General features: G+C 70.3%; 14 protein-coding genes and 1 tRNA gene. 8 read left to right on the top strand and 7 right to left on the bottom strand.

Translation table 11 applies throughout. The annotated features are described in order from the left end of the window. The first annotated feature begins 33 nt into the window (after window positions 1-33). The 6 genes from OG792_RS07375 (at window position 34) to rny (ending at window position 7,018) form a co-directional block, all read left to right on the top strand. A complete protein-coding gene (locus tag OG792_RS07375; RefSeq protein ID WP_329108474.1) occupies window positions 34-1,374 on the top strand; it encodes an aminotransferase class I/II-fold pyridoxal phosphate-dependent enzyme in 1,341 nt (446 codons plus the stop codon). A 61-nt stretch (window positions 1,375-1,435) separates the two neighbouring features. Further along, a complete protein-coding gene (locus OG792_RS07380; protein WP_329108475.1) occupies window positions 1,436-2,125 on the top strand; it encodes a UdgX family uracil-DNA binding protein in 690 nt (229 codons plus the stop codon). A 175-nt stretch (window positions 2,126-2,300) separates the two neighbouring features. Further along, entirely contained in the window at window positions 2,301-2,501 is a 201-nt protein-coding gene (locus OG792_RS07385) for a DUF3046 domain-containing protein (RefSeq protein WP_329108476.1), read from the top strand. 183 nt (window positions 2,502-2,684) lie between these two features. Further along, window positions 2,685-3,731, top strand: a complete 1,047-nt coding sequence (gene recA / locus OG792_RS07390) for a recombinase RecA (protein WP_329108477.1) — start codon at window positions 2,685-2,687, stop codon at window positions 3,729-3,731. A 98-nt stretch (window positions 3,732-3,829) separates the two neighbouring features. Beyond that, window positions 3,830-4,699 carry a regulatory protein RecX gene (locus tag OG792_RS07395; protein ID WP_329108478.1) on the top strand — a complete coding sequence of 290 codons (870 nt, stop codon included), beginning with the start codon at window positions 3,830-3,832 and terminating at the stop codon, window positions 4,697-4,699. A 543-nt stretch (window positions 4,700-5,242) separates the two neighbouring features. Then, window positions 5,243-7,018 carry a ribonuclease Y gene (gene rny / locus OG792_RS07400; RefSeq protein ID WP_329108479.1) on the top strand — a complete coding sequence of 592 codons (1,776 nt, stop codon included), beginning with the start codon at window positions 5,243-5,245 and terminating at the stop codon, window positions 7,016-7,018. A gap of 85 nt (window positions 7,019-7,103) precedes the next feature. Here the strand turns inward: rny and OG792_RS07405 are convergent, their stop codons facing one another. The 5 genes from OG792_RS07405 to OG792_RS07425 form a co-directional block, all read right to left on the bottom strand. Then, window positions 7,104-8,072, bottom strand: coding sequence for an amino acid ABC transporter permease (locus OG792_RS07405; protein WP_329108480.1), 969 nt, complete (start codon window positions 8,070-8,072; stop codon window positions 7,104-7,106). Window positions 8,073-8,118: 46 nt separating this feature from the next. After that, window positions 8,119-8,829 (bottom strand): amino acid ABC transporter permease, encoded by a 711-nt coding sequence (locus OG792_RS07410; protein ID WP_329108481.1) that lies wholly within the window; start codon window positions 8,827-8,829, stop codon window positions 8,119-8,121. 43 nt (window positions 8,830-8,872) lie between these two features. Beyond that, a complete protein-coding gene (locus tag OG792_RS07415; RefSeq protein WP_329108482.1) occupies window positions 8,873-9,754 on the bottom strand; it encodes a glutamate ABC transporter substrate-binding protein in 882 nt (293 codons plus the stop codon). A 59-nt stretch (window positions 9,755-9,813) separates the two neighbouring features. Further along, the gene (locus OG792_RS07420; RefSeq protein WP_329108483.1) at window positions 9,814-10,566 is read right to left on the bottom strand and encodes an amino acid ABC transporter ATP-binding protein; all 753 of its coding nucleotides are present in this window, start codon (window positions 10,564-10,566) and stop codon (window positions 9,814-9,816) included. A 199-nt stretch (window positions 10,567-10,765) separates the two neighbouring features. Further along, window positions 10,766-10,861: transfer RNA gene (locus tag OG792_RS07425), tRNA-Sec, on the bottom strand. A gap of 496 nt (window positions 10,862-11,357) precedes the next feature. On the opposite strand from OG792_RS07425, the gene OG792_RS07430 reads away from it, so the two are divergent. Further along, window positions 11,358-11,840, top strand: coding sequence for a hypothetical protein (locus OG792_RS07430; protein ID WP_329108484.1), 483 nt, complete (start codon window positions 11,358-11,360; stop codon window positions 11,838-11,840). A 51-nt stretch (window positions 11,841-11,891) separates the two neighbouring features. Here the strand turns inward: OG792_RS07430 and OG792_RS07435 are convergent, their stop codons facing one another. Further along, entirely contained in the window at window positions 11,892-12,152 is a 261-nt protein-coding gene (locus OG792_RS07435) for a DUF2277 family protein (protein WP_329108485.1), read from the bottom strand. A gap of 214 nt (window positions 12,153-12,366) precedes the next feature. Here OG792_RS07435 and miaB point away from each other — a divergent pair, with 214 nt between their 5' ends. Next, complete coding sequence (gene miaB, locus OG792_RS07440) at window positions 12,367-13,857, top strand: tRNA (N6-isopentenyl adenosine(37)-C2)-methylthiotransferase MiaB (protein WP_329108486.1); 1,491 nt, start codon at window positions 12,367-12,369, stop codon at window positions 13,855-13,857. 68 nt (window positions 13,858-13,925) lie between these two features. Here the strand turns inward: miaB and OG792_RS07445 are convergent, their stop codons facing one another. Then, a complete protein-coding gene (locus OG792_RS07445; protein ID WP_329108487.1) occupies window positions 13,926-15,314 on the bottom strand; it encodes a pectate lyase family protein in 1,389 nt (462 codons plus the stop codon). Window positions 15,315-15,549: the final 235 nt, after the last annotated feature.

The raw sequence follows: 15,549 nt of genomic DNA on the forward strand, positions 1-15,549 counted from the left end.
CCTCCCCGATCGTTCTAGTACAATCTCAAAACTGTGGCAGCACATTATCAGATCGAGGGTGGTACGGCAGCCGAGATTTCGGCCAGCGTCGAAACCGGCGTACGCGTCGGCGCCCTGCCCGCGGGGGCGACGCTGCCATCGGTCCGGGGCCTGGCCGGACAGCTCGCCGTCAGCCCGGCAACGGTGGCCAAGGCGTACCAGACGCTGCGCCAGCGCGGGCTGGTCGAGACCGCCGGGCGCAACGGCACGCGGATTCGGCCCCGACCACCGGTCGCCGCCGCCCGCTCGGCGCTGCGGCTGCCCCCGGTGGCCGGTGCGCTCGACCTGTCCACCGGCGAACCCGACCACCGGCTGTTGCCCGCGTTCGCGCCGCACCTGGCCGCCCTCGCCCACACCGGCGGCGCCCCGATCGGCTACGGCGACGCCGGGGTGCTGCCCGAACTGGTCGACCTCGCCGGGCGCCGACTGACCGCCGACGGGGTGCCGGCCGACGCGATCACCGTCACCAGCGGCGCGCTCGACGGCATCGAACGACTGCTCACCGCCCACCTGCGCCCCGGTGACCCGGTCGGCGTCGAGGACCCCGGCTGGGCCAACCTGCTCGACCTGGTCGCCGCGCTGGGCTTCCAACCGGTCGGCGTACGGGTCGACGACGACGGCCCCACCCCGGCCGGCGTACGGGCCGCGCTGGCCGTCGGCGTACGGGCGCTGGTGGTCACCAGCCGGGCGCAGAACCCGACCGGGGCCGCGGTGACCGCCGACCGGGCGGCGATCCTGCGCGACCTGCTCGGCGCCCATCACGACCTGCTGTTGATCGAGGACGACCACGCCGCCGAACTCGCCGCGCTGCCGCTGCACAGCCTGGCCGGGGTGACCCGGAGCTGGGCCTTCGTCCGTTCGGCCAGCAAGCCCTACGGCCCGGACCTGCGCCTCGCGGTGCTCGCCGGGGACGAGGCGACGGTGGCCCGGGTCGCCGGCCGGATGCGGGTCGGTGCCGGTTGGGTCTCCACCATGCTGCAACGGCTCGCCATCCGGCTCTGGAGCGACCCGGAGGTGGCCGCCGGGGTGGCCGCCGCCGGCGAGAGCTACCAGCGACGGCGGGAGGGCCTGCGGGCGGCGCTGGCCCGGCGGGGCCTGACCGCCCACGGCCGCAGCGGGATCAACGTCTGGCTGCCGGTGCCGGACGAGATCCGCGCGGTGACCGGGCTGCGCGACGCCGGTTACGCGGTCGCGCCCGGCTCGCTCTACCGGCTCGCCACCGGACCGGCCGTCCGGATCACCATCAGCCCGCTCACCGACGGCGACATCGAACCGCTGGCCGACGCGCTGCTGCGGGTGACCGAGACCGGCGCACCCACCCCGTTCGGCGCCTGACCCGCCCAGGGTGTGCGGGACCCGGCGCATGAGCACGGTCGGCCGGGGTAGAAGTGGTTCCATGGCGCAGACCCGGACCGCCCCCGGCGCACAGGAGTTCATCCCGCCCGGCGCGAGGAGCCTGACCGCACTGCGTACGGCAGCGGCCTCCTGCGAGGGCTGCGACCTGTACGCCGAGGCGAACCAGACGGTCTTCGGCCGGGGTGCCGCCCACGCTCGGGTGGTCATGGTCGGTGAGCAGCCCGGCGACGTGGAAGACCGCGAAGGGGTGCCGTTCGTCGGTCCGGCGGGCAGGGTGCTGCGCCGGGCGGTTGACGACGCCGGCCTGGACCCGGCACAGCTCTATCTCACGAACGCTGTCAAGCACTTCCGGCACACGGTGCGCGGCAAGCGGCGGCTGCACCAGACCCCGGACCAGACCCACATCGTCGCCTGCCGGCCCTGGCTGGTCGCCGAGTTCGCCGTACTGCGCCCGGAGGTTGTCGTGGTGCTCGGCGCGATCGCCGCGAAGGCGCTGCTCGGCCCGGCGTTCCGGGTCACCCGCGAGCGCGGGGTGCTGCTGCCGTGGCCGGAGTCCGCCCAGCGCCCGGAGGACTTCACCCGGCGATCGAGCACCGCGAACGGGCCGGTCGAGCCGACCCGTCTGCTGGCCACCATCCACCCCTCGGCGGTGCTGCGCTCCGACGACCGGGACACCGCGTACGCCGGCCTGGTCGCCGACCTGACCGTGGCCGCCGGGGCACTGGCCTGAGCAAGCCCGCTGCGCCGGTAAGCCTGAGCAAGCCCGCTGCGCCGGTAACCGGGGTTGTGCCCGTTCGCGGTGGTGGTGCCGGTGGCGCTAGCGTTGGCGGTCGGCGTCGGGCGGATGATGGCGCGGCGACCCGGCCACGCGCGCCGGGTCGGGCGGATGCGAGGGGGTTGGGCCGGTGCGGCTGACGGATTTCTGGACGCGGCTGGAGCAGGTGTTCGGCTCGGCGTACGCGACCAGCATCGCCGCCGATCAGGTGCTGTCCCAGTTGGGTGGCCGAACGGTCACGCAGGCGCTCGCCGAGGGTGAGGCGACGGTGGTCGTCTGGCGCGCGGTGGTTGCGGCGTACCCCGATCGAGTGCCCGCCCGACTACGCTGAGCTGCCGTTATTGCCTTGTGGCGTGTCGTGGACGTTGTCGTACACCTGTTCGGCTATTGTCCACAGCGGGGTGCTCGTCCACAGCTCACGGCCGGTCGGCTGTTTTCTGTCGGACCTAGCGCCTAGCGTGTCCGCGTGACGAAAAGTTCAGCAAAGACGCCGGCGAAGGCAGGGGTGGCAACCATGGCGCCAGGACCTGACCGGGAGAAGGCACTAGACCTTGCTCTCGCTCAGATCGACAAGCAGTTCGGTAAGGGCTCGGTGATGCGGCTGGGCGAACGGCCGCAGATCCAGATGGCCGTTATCCCGACCGGCTCGATCGCACTCGATGTGGCACTCGGCGTGGGCGGTCTGCCCAGGGGCCGGGTGGTCGAGATCTACGGCCCGGAGAGCAGCGGTAAGACCACCGTGGCGCTGCACGCGGTGGCGAGCGCCCAGCGGGCCGGCGGTATCGCGGCCTTCATCGACGCCGAGCACGCGCTCGACCCGGAATACGCCAAGGCGCTCGGGGTCGACACCGACGCGATGCTGGTCTCCCAGCCGGACACCGGTGAGCAGGCGCTGGAGATCGCGGACATGCTGATCCGCTCCGGCGCGCTGGACATCATCGTGATCGACTCGGTGGCCGCACTGGTGCCCCGGGCCGAGATCGAGGGCGAGATGGGCGACAGCCACGTGGGCCTCCAGGCCCGGCTGATGAGCCAGGCGCTGCGGAAGATCACCGGTGTGCTCAGCAACACCAACACCACCGCGATCTTCATCAACCAGCTCCGGGAGAAGATCGGCGTGATGTTCGGCAGCCCGGAGACCACCACCGGTGGTCGGGCGCTGAAGTTCTACGCGTCGGTCCGTCTCGACGTACGCCGGATCGAGAGCCTCAAGGACGGCACCGACGTGGTCGGTAACCGGACCAGGGTCAAGGTGGTGAAGAACAAGGTCGCCGCGCCGTTCAAACAGGCCGAGTTCGACATCATGTACGGCAAGGGCATCTCCCGCGAGGGCTCGCTGATCGACGTCGGCGTGGAGCAGACGATCATCCGCAAGTCCGGTGCCTGGTACACCTACGACGGTGACCAGCTCGGCCAGGGCAAGGAGAAGGCCCGGGAGTTCCTCAAGGAGAACCCGGACGTGGCCGCCGAGATCGAGAAGAAGATCCTGGAGAAGCTCGGTGTCGGGGTCAGCACTAGCGACGCCGCGGGCGGCCCGGAGCTGCCGCCGGTGGACTTCTGACCGGTCGCCGATTCTTCCTCTGCATCATGGCTGGACGACGTGGAGCCCGCTCGGGGCGCGGCTGGGATGCCGCACCGCCCCGATCGGGTGGTGGCACAGTGGGGCGTTCGCGGCGGGGCCGTGCCGCGAACGCCGATCCGACCGGTGGCTTCGGACCGCCCGGTGACGCCGGTCCGCCGGGCCGGCCAGGAGACGATCAGGGCTGGTCCGAGGACAATCGGGGCCGGTCCGAGAACAATCAGGGCCGGTCCGAAGGCAATCAGGGCTGGTCCGAGGAGGACCAGGGCTGGCCGGCGGGCGCCTCGACGTCGCCGGGCCACACCGACGGTGTCGGGTCCGGCTCGGAGCAGCCGGCCGGGGCCGGCGGTCGACGGCGCGGCCGTGGTGGGGACGCCGCCGTTGCCGGGCCGCCACGCGACGAGGGCGAACTGGCCCGGGAGATCTGCCTGCGCCAACTCGCCGTGCGCCCGCGTACCCGGGCCGAGCTGGCGACCGCGCTCGCCCGACGGGGCATCAGTGAAGAGGTCGCCCACCAGGTGCTCGACCGGTATGACGAGGTCGGCATCATCGACGACGCCGCCTTCGCGCGGGCCTGGGTCACCAGTCGCCACCAGGGGCGGGGTCTGGCCCGCCGGGCGCTGGCCAACGAGCTGCGGCAACGGGGTGTCGACAGCGACATCGCCACCGAGGCGCTCGGCGAACTGGACGAGACGACCGAGGGCGAGACCGCCCGCACCCTGGTGGATCGCAAACTGAGGACCGCACGGGGCACGCCGGACGCGGTGTTCCGCCGGCTGGTGGCGATGCTCGCCCGCAAGGGCTATCCGCCCGGCGTGGCGATCCGGGCGGTCAAGGACGCGCTGGCGGCGCAGAGCGCCGAGGCGGCCGAGTTCGCCGAGCACATCGACCCGGACGCGCTCGCCGACGCCGAGTCGGAACTCGACCGGGACGGCCGCGCGGGCCAGTAGCGCCACGGGACGGCCGCGCGGGCCAGTAGCGACACGGGACGTCCCGCCCGGCGGCGGCAACCGCCGGGCCGGGCACCCGACCACTTCTCGCCGGCCGGCTCGTCCGGGTATGCCCCACCCGTCATGAGCTGCGGGTAGGCATCCGTGTGCCGTACGTCCGACTCATGCTGGATCATGAGTCCTTGACCGAAGGGCACCTCGCGACCTAGCCTCGCGTTACAGGTGAGACTGCCCGACCATCGCAGGCTAAACGCACAACATAGATCGCGTAACAGTACGGCATCACTTTGGCCAGTTCAGGGGCCAGATAGCGCGTCACCGGACAGGCCGATTCGGTGACGTCACGAACACGGTTCCCGGCCTTCGGCGGTGTCCCAACACACCGCCGATGGAACCTATCCTCGGCCAGCCGCCTCGGTCGGGCGTATCGACAGCCGTGGGGCGCGTCACAGGAGGGCGACCCTCCGGCGCCGGGCGGTGAGGGGAGGCGGCCATGACCGGGCGGCGCAGGGACATCGGGACGAGTCGCTGTGGAGCGTCGGCATGAGCGCGCTTGAGTGGGGGTTGCTCACCGCGATCGCCGTGTTGGCCGCCCTCGTACTGGTCGCTCTGGTGCTGGGCGCGCGGGCGCTGCGCAGGATCGGTCTCACCGGGACCGGCCCGGCGTCGGACGACTCCGCCTTCGTCGCGGAGAAGGACCGCCAGGAGCAGTCGCTCGCGGCGCTGCGGTCCGCCGCCGACGAGGCGTACACGACGGTGGACACGGCCAAGTCGGCCGCTGCCGCCGCGCGGGCCGAGGCCGCCGCCGCGAAGGCCGAGGCGAGCGCGGCCCGAGCCGAGGCCCGTCGGGTGCTGGACGCGGCCCGGGTCGAGGCGGACACCGTGCTCGACCGGGCACACCGTCAGGCCGAGACCGACGCCGAGCAGGTACGGACCGCGGCCCGGCGCAGCGGTGAGCGGGAGATCGCCTCCCTCGCCGCCACGATCAAGGAACAGGCCGTCGAGCTCGAACGGCGGGCGGCCAGGATGGACGAGCGGGAGCGGCTGCACACCGAGGAGGTCGAGCGGCTCACCGAGCGGGAACGCCGGCTGACCGCGGCGGCGACCGAGCTGACCGAGCGGGAGGCCGCCCTGGCCGTCCGGGAGGCGGCCCTGGTCGAGGCCGAGGAGCTGCGCAGGCGGGAGCTGGAACGGGTGGCCGGCCTGACCGCCGACGCGGCCCGTGGCGAGCTGGTCGAGGCGATCGAGGGTCAGGCCAAGCGCGAGGCGGCGCTCCTGGTCCGGGACATCGAGGCCGACGCGCGTAACACCGCCGACCAGCGGGCCCGGCACATAGTGGTGGACGCGATCCAGCGGGTGGCCAGCGAGCAGACCGCGGAGAGCGTGGTCAGCGTGCTGCACCTGCCCGGCGACGAGATGAAGGGCCGGATCATCGGCCGCGAGGGGCGCAACATCCGCGCCTTCGAATCCGTCACCGGGGTCAACCTGATCATCGACGACACCCCCGAGGCGGTACTGCTCTCCTGCTTCGACCCGGTACGCCGGGAGATCGGCCGGCTCACCCTGGAGAAGCTGGTGCTGGACGGCCGGATCCACCCGCACCGGATCGAGGAGGTCTTCGAGACCGCCAAGCACGAGGTGGAGCGGCTCTGCCAGCGGGCCGCCGAGGATGCCCTGGTCGAGGTCGGTATCACCGAGATCCACCCCGAGCTGGTCACCCTGCTCGGTCGGCTGCGCTACCGGACGTCGTACGGGCAGAACGTGCTCAAGCACCTGGTCGAGACCGCGCACATCGCCGGGATCATGGCGGCGGAGTTGCGGTTGGACGCCCCGACGATCAAGCGGTGTGCGTTCCTGCACGACATCGGCAAGGCGCTCACCCACGAGGTCGAGGGTAGCCACGCGCTGATCGGCGCCGACCTGGCCCGCAAGTACGGGGAGTCCGACGAGGTGGTGCACGCGATCGAGGCGCACCACAACGAGGTGCAGCCGCAGACCATCGAGGCGGTGCTGACCCAGGCGTCGGACGCCTGTTCCGGTGGTCGGCCGGGCGCGCGCCGGGAGAGCCTGGAGGCGTACGTCAAGCGGCTGGAGCGGATCGAGGAGATCGCCGGTAACAAGTCCGGGGTGGAGAAGGTCTTCGCCATGCAGGCGGGTCGGGAGATCCGGGTGATGGTGAAGCCGGACGACGTCGACGACATCGGTGCGGCGGTGCTGGCCCGTGACGTGGCCAAGCAGATCGAGGAGGAGCTGACCTATCCGGGTCAGATCCGGGTCACCGTCGTACGCGAGTCCCGGGTCACCGAGATCGCCCGCTGACCGGGGAACCACCCGGATACGAAGGAACCCGGGTCACAGCCGGTGGGGATGGACCCGGGTTCGGTCGGTGCGGATGGATCGCCGTTCAGGCGGCGCCGCTTCCGTCGGCGCCGGCACGGGCCGGCGTCATGACGGCGATCGGCGGGAGGCCCTTGGTCTTGCGCCCCCGGGCGAGCCGACGCTGGACGTACTCGGCGAGCTTGGAGAGCAGGTAGTTCAGCAGGATGTAGATGGCGCCGACCACGGCGTACACCTGGATCGGGTTCTCCAGGTTTCCGATGAGGAATGCACTGACCCGGAGCACCTCCTCGTAGCCGATGATGAAGCCGAGTGAGGTGTCCTTGAGGACCACCACCAGTTGGCTGATCAGCGCCGGCAGCATGATCCGCAGCGCCTGGGGCAGCAGGATCATGCGGGTGATCTGGAACGAGCTGAGGCCGCAGGCCAGGGCCGCCTCGCGTTGGCCGCCGGGCAGCCCCTCCATCCCGGAGCGCATGATCTCACCGATCACCACGCTGTTGTAGATGGTCAGGCCGATCACCAGGTACCAGAGTCGGTCGCCGAGGTCGACGCCGAGATCGGGCAGGGCGGTCGCCACGAAGAAGATGGTGATCACGACCGGGAGGCCCCGGAAGACCTCGACGCAGAACCGGGTGATCGTGTTGAGCAGCCAACTCAGCACCCGCAGTCCGAGCGCGGCCGGGGCGGGGAGGCCGACGAAGCGCCGCTCGCGCAGTGCCTTGAGCTGGACCCGCAGGACGGCCAGTGCGAGGCCGACGACCAGCGAGCCGACGATCGCCAGGCCGGCGGCGGTGAGGGTGGCGACGAAGCCGTCCCGGATCCGGGCCCAGACCAGGGAGAAGACCTCGTTGTCCGGGTCGACCAGCGGTCCCCACTTTTCCATCGTGAACTGGCCGCTCTCGTCCAGCGGCCGGTAGACGAGGAAGTAGGCGAAGGCGACGACGCCGATGACGGCGATCACGCTGCCGATCAGGGTCAACCGCCGGGCGCGTGGGCCGGGGTTGTCGTAGAGCACCGACTGCTGCTGGTTCATGCCGCGTCCTCGCCGTGCGTCGCGTACCGCTCGATGTTTCGCTCGTTCATCGGACCCCGACCGCCCGTCGTCGCTCGACCCGGTCCAGCAGGAGGCCGAGCGGTACGGTCAGCAGCAGGAAGCCGAGGCTGATGCCAACGAACACCGGGATGATCGCCTCGCCGCCCTGACTGGTCAGGTTCGTGCCGGAACTGGTGAGGTCGCCGACCACGCCGAAGAAGCCGGCCAGCGCGGAATTCTTGATCATTGCGATGATGACGCTGCCCAGCGGCACGATCGCCGACTTCCACGCCTGCGGCAGGACCACCAGGCGCAGGTTCTGGGTGAAGGTCAGGCCGATCGCCCGAGCGGCCTCGGCCTGGCCGGGCGAGACCGCGTTGATGCCGCTGCGGATCGCCTCGCAGACGAAGGCGGCGGTGTAGAGGCTCAGCGCGATGATCACGAACCGGAAGTACGGCAGTTCGTTGCCGAGCCGGGTGGAGATCGAGCTGAGTCCCGGAATCCGGAGAAAGTCGGCGTTCGACCCCAGCGCCGGCAGTACGAAGGCGGAGAAGAAGAGCACGATCGTCAGCGGACAGTTGCGGAACACCGTCACGTACGCCGTGCCGATCCACTGTAGGGGCGGCACCGGCGAGATCCGCAGGACCGCCACGAGGGTGCCGATCAGCAGGGCACCGATCGCGGCGAACACACAGAGCTGGAGAGTGACCCAGAGTCCTCCGGCGAAGACGTCGAAGTTGTCGACGAGCACACTCACGGACAGGCCTCTTTCATGGTCACCCTCCAGCTCCAGTTAGAACTCAGTACCGGTTGATGCTCGGTCCGGTCGGCACGGCCGAGTCGAACTTGCCCGCGGTCTCGGTCCACGCCTTGGCGTACCGGCCGTCGGCGTAGATCTTCTCCAGGGTGTCGTTGATGAAGTCGCGGAAGGCGGTGTCGCCCTTCTTGACCCCGATGCCGTACGGCTCGTCGGTGAACTTCTGGCCGGCGAGCTTGAACTTGCCCTCGTTCTTGGCGATGAAGCCGGTGAGGATCACGTTGTCGGTGGTGACGGCGTCGACCTGGCCGCCGGTCAGGGCGTCCACGCACTTCTGGTAGACGTCGAAGACCACGAGCTGGGCGACCTGGTCGGCCAGGTACTTCTCGATGTTCTTGGCCGGGGTCGAACCCGCGACCGAGCAGACCTTCTTGCCGCCGGCCTTGAACGAGTCCGGACCGGTGATGCTGGAGTCGTCAGCCTTGACCATGATGTGCTGACCGGCGACGTAGTACGGACCGGCGAAGTCGATCCGCTCCTTGCGCTTGTCGTTGATCGTGTACGTCGCCGCCACGATGTCGGCCTTGCCCTGCTCCAACACCTCTTCGCGGACTGCCGACGGGGTCTCGATGTACTCGATCTTGCTCTCCGGGATGCCGAGCTCGGTCGCGATGATCTTGGCGATCTCCACGTCGAAGCCGGCCGGCTTGTTGTCCAGGCCCTTGAGACCGAAGCCGGGCTGGTCGAACTTGGTGCCGACGATGATCTTCTGGGCCTTGTTCAGCTTCTCCATCGTGGTGCCGGCGGCGAAGCTCTTGCTCTCGGGCGCCGTACCGGTGCCGTCGCTGTCGTCGCCACCGCACGCGGCAACACCCAGCGTCAGGGCCGCGACGGCGGCCAGCGTGGCCACTCGCGAGATACGCATCTACATCTCCTTCTTCGACGAAGAGGTCGCCCCCGGCCGGGGCGCTCCACACTGGACGCCTAGTGCGTCAAGATCTTGGACAGAAAGTCCTTGGCTCGCTCACTGCGGGGGTTGGCGAAGAACTCCTCCGGCGGAGCGTCCTCGACGAGCTGCCCGTCGGCCATGAAGATGACCCGGTTCGCCGCGTGCCGGGCGAAGCCCATCTCGTGGGTCACCACGACCATCGTCATGCCGTCGCGGGCCAACGAGGTCATCACGTCGAGCACCTCGCCGACCATCTCCGGGTCCAGTGCGCTGGTCGGCTCGTCGAAGAGCATCGCCTTGGGCTGCATCGCCAGGGCGCGGGCGATGGCCACGCGCTGCTGCTGCCCACCGGAGAGCTGGGCGGGGTACTTGTCGGCCTGGTTGGCGATGCCGACCCGGTCCAGCAACGCCAGAGCGCGCTCCCGCGCGGCGGCCGGCTTCTCTCCGCGTACCTTGATCGGACCGAGGGTGACGTTCTGCAAGATCGTCTTGTGCGCGAAGAGGTTGAACGACTGGAACACCATGCCGACCTCGCTGCGCAGGCGGGCCAGGGCCTTGCCCTCGGCCGGCAGCGGCTGGCCGTCGAAGACGATGGTGCCCGAGTTGATCGGCTCCAGGCGGTTGATCGCGCGACAGAGCGTCGACTTGCCCGAGCCGGACGGCCCGATCACGACGACCACCTCACCACGGTTGACGGCGAGGTTCACGTCGTGCAGCACATGGAGCGGGCCGAACCATTTGTTGACCCCGTCAAGCTTGATGAGCGGTTGGTCGGTCGCCGCGGTCATGCCCCCACCCGTCTGGTCTGTGGCCTTCTGTACGGGCCCCAGTCTGCTTTGGTTACGCAACTGTAGGGGACCTGACGTGCGGCGACGCAAACGATCTGGTCACGAGGCGGTAACGCGCACTGGCCGTCCGGGGGGCCGGGTCCGCCCGTCCGGCCAGCTTCAGACAACCGGCGTACGGGGTTTGGCCTGCGAAGACGCTTGGCGGAGGCGTACGGGAATCGAACCCGCCCGGCCGAGTTGCTCGACCGCTTCGGTTTTGAAGACCGAGAGGACCACCAGGCACCCGCCCGCCTCCATCCCCGGCACTCTAGCTCCTGCCCTGATCACAGTCTCGGCTTTCAGGAACGGAGGCTGCCGCGCCGGCCCGGACCGCGATGGTCCGAGCCGGCATCCTGCTGTCCGGGACCGGTTGCCGCCGGCCGGACCGGTCACAGCAGGTGTATCCGTTCGGTGCTGCCGTCCGGCTGCACCATGGTCAGGCTTCCGCCGCCGCGCGCCATCAGTTCCAGCTTCGGTTTTCGTGCGATGAAAGGTCGCTCCGGTCGGCTCGGGTGCGACCCCGCCAAGTGTCGGCAAACCTACTGCGGCCACTGGAATACGCTAAGTGAGTGCGGCCGAACACTCGGAGCGGTAGAGTGTCACCACTCGATTACGGTAGGTAGTGGGATAGGCGGATTTCGGCAGATATGGTCACAGACCGGTAACTTAGCCCCGCGTGGCGTCGGCTGCCGGTCACCATCGTCAGTAGGGGCCGTTGCTGCGGCCGTGGCTGCGCACAGCGAGGAGGCGGCGTGACCGAGCTGTGGAACTGGAAGATCGATGACCGAGTGACCGTCGCGGAGGTCTGCTCCGCGCTTGGCGACGTACTCGGGCTGGCGGTGGTGCCGCTGAGCGCGGCCGACCCGGCCCGGTTGCCGCACGACGCGGTGGTGTGCGACGTGTGGCTCAGGCCGGGGGAGTTCCCGACCTCGGTGGACTGCTACGGGATCCCGGACGGGCTGCCCGAGATGACCGTGATCGCGTCCTTCGCCCGCCGGCTGGGCCGACCGTGCCTGGTCGCGGACGACACCCTCGACCCGGGGCGACACCTGCTGGTCGGGTCGGACGGCACGATCCGTCCGGTGCACCTCGACGTCACCGAGGACGACGACGGCGACGTCCTCGACAACCTGCGGTTGTGCAGCGCGCACGACCCGCTGTGCCGGGCCTGGTCGCAGTGCCACCAGTCCGAGTGGGGGCCGGACTCGGTCGTCCCGGCACTCGCCGCGGCCTGACCGACGCGCCGGCCGGTCGGCCGCGGACCCGTGGGCCGGGACAGTGGCCGGTCAGCCGGCGCTCGTCGCGGTGCGGGCATCACCGGCGCCGGCCTGGGCTGCCCCGCTACCCCGGACCACCAGTTGGTCGAGCAGGGTCCGGGTGGCCTCCGACACCGCGGCGACCGCCGCCTGGAACGCCGCCGCGTTGTGCGCCGCCGGCGTACGGAATCCGGAGATCTTGCGGACGTACTGCAACGCCGCCGCCTCGATGTCGGCCACCGTGACCTCCTCGGCGTACGGCTCACGCAGGGTCTTGATGCTGCGGCACATGGTTTCTCCCGGTCCCGATTGGTGGAGTCCGGCTGCGCCGGATCCGGGTGCTGGCGTCGGTCGGTCGGCCGATCGCGGCTGCCCCGTTCACTCTGCCACCGACGCCGGCGCACGGCGGCCCCGCGACCCCTCCCGGCGGGTCGGTCCCGCACCGGGTCGGCCCCGGCCCCACCCGACCCGGCCGGGACGAGGTGGACGGCTACGCTTGGTGGCCGTGGGAGAGGGGTGGGCGACAGTGTCGAAGAGCTACCAGGTCGTGACCTACGGCTGCCAGATGAACGTGCACGACTCGGAGCGGATCTCCGGCCTGTTGGAGCAGGCCGGCTACGTGCGCGCCGCCGAGGTCGACGAGCCGGACGTGGTGGTTTTCAACACCTGCGCCGTACGCGAGAATGCCGACAACCGGCTCTATGGCAACCTCGGCCATCTCCGTCCGGTGAAGGACAAACGCCCCGGCATGCAGATCGCGGTCGGCGGCTGCCTGGCGCAGAAGGACCGCAGCGAAATCGTCCGCAAGGCGCCCTGGGTCGACGTCGTCTTCGGCACCCACAACATCGGCTCGCTCCCGGTGCTGCTGGAGCGGGCCCGGCACAACTCCAGTGCCGAGGTGGAGATCCTGGAGTCGCTGGACGTCTTCCCGTCCACCCTGCCGGCCCGGCGCGAGTCGACCTACGCCGGCTGGGTGTCGATCTCGGTCGGCTGCAACAACACCTGCACCTTCTGCATAGTGCCCGCGCTGCGCGGCAAGGAGAAGGACCGGCGCCCAGGCGACGTGCTCGCCGAGGTGCGCGCCCTGGTCGCCGAGGGCGTACTTGAGGTGACGCTGCTCGGGCAGAACGTCAACTCGTACGGGGTCGAGTTCGGTGACCGGCTCGCCTTCGGCAAGCTGCTGCGCGCCACCGGCGAGATCGACGGGCTGGAGCGGGTCCGGTTCACCAGCCCGCACCCGAAGGACTTCACCGACGACGTGATCGCGGCGATGGCCGAGACGCCCAACGTCTGCCACTCGCTGCACATGCCGTTGCAGTCGGGCTCCGACGACGTGCTCAAGGCGATGCGGCGCTCGTACCGGTCGGACCGTTACCTGGGGATCATCGAGAAGGTCCGGGCGGCCATGCCCGACGCGGCGATCACCACCGACATCATCGTGGGCTTCCCCGGCGAGACCGAGGCCGACTTCGTCCGCACCCTGGACGTGGTCCGCGAGGCCCGGTTCTCCTCCGCCTTCACTTTCCAGTATTCGAAGCGGCCCGGCACCCCGGCCGCGACGATGGACGGCCAGTTGCCGAAACAGGTGGTGCAGGAGCGCTACGAGCGGCTGATCGCGGTGGTCGAGGAGATCACCTGGGCGGAGAACAAGAAGCTGGTCGGCGAGCCGGTCGAGCTGCTGGTCGCGGTCGGTGAGGGACGCAAGGACGAGCGCACCGGGCGGATGTCCGGACGGGCCCGCGACGGCCGGCTGGTGCACTTCGACGCCGGCCCGGACGCGGCCACGGTCCGCCCCGGCGACATCGTGCACACCGTCGTGACCTACGCGGCGCCGCACCACCTCAACGCCGACGGGGCGCCGCTTCACCACCGCCGGACGCGGGCCGGTGACGCGTACGAGGCGGGTCGGGTTCCGCGTACCTCGGCGGTGTCGCTCGGCCTGCCGACGATCGGCGCCCCGCCGCTCGCACCGGTCGCCAGCGCCTGCGACCGCTGAACGGTAGCCGAGTAAGCGATGGGCGAGGGCCCCTCCGGCAGCCGGAGCGGCCCTCGCCGACCAACTGTCTACAGGCCGATCCGGCCGGTGCCGGCGCCCCCGGTGACGATGGACTTGACGCTGCTCGCCGAGTCGAGCTGGTACGCGTACGGGATGCCGGCCACGCTGCCGCCCGCGTCACCCGTACCGGAGTTCACGAAGTGGTTGTTCCGGGCCACCAGGCTGCCCGGACCGGAGTCGCCCTCGCCCCGGTGGAACGGGTCGTCGGTGTTCTCGAAGTAGTTCCCCTCGACCAGCACACCGGCGTTCTCGGTGGAGGCGACGCCGTACCCGCCGACGTTGTTGTAGTAGTTGTTGTAGACGTGCACCGGGTTGCCGAACCGGACCCGGGGGTGCCGCTGGCCCGAGCCGTCGAACCAGTTGTGGTGGTAGCTGACACGCAGGTGGCCGACGTCCTGGCTCGCGTTGTCGTCGCTGTGGCCGAGCAACATCGACTTGTCGTGGCCGTAGACCCGGTTCCAGGAGACGGTGACGAAGTCGGAACCGCGCTTGACGTCGACGGCACCGTCGTACCCGTCGGTGAAGCTGTTGTGGTCGACCCAGATGTTGGTGGCCGATTCCTGGACGTTGATCGCGTCGTCGTCCCAACCGCGGAAGTTCAGGTTCCGGATGATGACGTTACGGTCACCGCTGATGTTGAAGCCGCAGCCGGAGATGGTGGCACCCGAACCGACGCCGAGGATGGTCTTGTTCGACCGCACCCGGAGCATCCCGGAGCAGGAGATGGTGCCGGAGACCCGGATCACCGCCGCGCTGGTCGAGCCGAGCGCGGTGGTCAGTGCGCCCGCGTCGGAGACCGTGGTCGGGGAGGCGTTGCCGCCGCCGGAGGTGCCGCCGTTCTGGGTGGCCCAGCCGACCAGCCCGGTCTGCGGCGGCAGGGTCGGGCCGGTGGTCGGCGGCGGTGTGGTCGGTCGGGGAGTGGTCGGGTTCGGCCCCGGCGTGGTCGGGTTGGTGCCGGGGGTGGTCGGGCCGACGCTGCCGGTGCAGGCCACGTTGTTCAGGCTGAAGCCGGTCGGCGCCGGGTTGCTGGAGTTGTTCCAGGTGCCGTTGAAGCCGATCGACACGCTGGCGTTGGTGGCGAGGTTGGCGTTGTAGTCGACGTTGGCGGCGCTGACCTGGGCACCGCTCTGGGTGACGGTGGCGCTCCACGCCTGGGTCACCTGCTGCCCGGCCCCGAACGTCCAGCGCAGGGTCCAGCCGGCGAGCGGGTCGCCGAGGTTGGTGACGGTGACGTTGCCGCTGAAGCCTCCGGGCCACTGCCCGCCGACCGAGTAGCCGACCTGGCAGCCGGCGGCGGCGTTGGCGTTGACGGCGGTGACGACTCCGGTCGCGGCGAGGACGAGGGTGGCTGCGGCGGTGGTGCTGAACAGCGCCATCCGGCGCCGTGGTGCGAGCATGGTTGCACTCCTTGGTCACTGGCGGGGAAGCGGCGCCGGGGCGGCGGTTCACCTCCGGTGGCCGTGCCCTGGGCGGCGCCGGTGATCCGCCGGGTCGACGTCGTCCGGCTTCCCGCCGTACGGATCGAACCGTGGTCGAAGTGTCTGGCTCCCGCGCCCGCATGCCCGAGGCAAGCGCTTTCCTGATGCAACCATGGATATGAATCGATGTAAAGCCTCACCTCGGACCGAACAG

It is taken from the genome of Micromonospora sp. NBC_01699 (genome assembly GCF_036250065.1).
In the GTDB taxonomy this organism is placed as follows: Bacteria; Actinomycetota; Actinomycetes; order Mycobacteriales; family Micromonosporaceae; genus Micromonospora_G.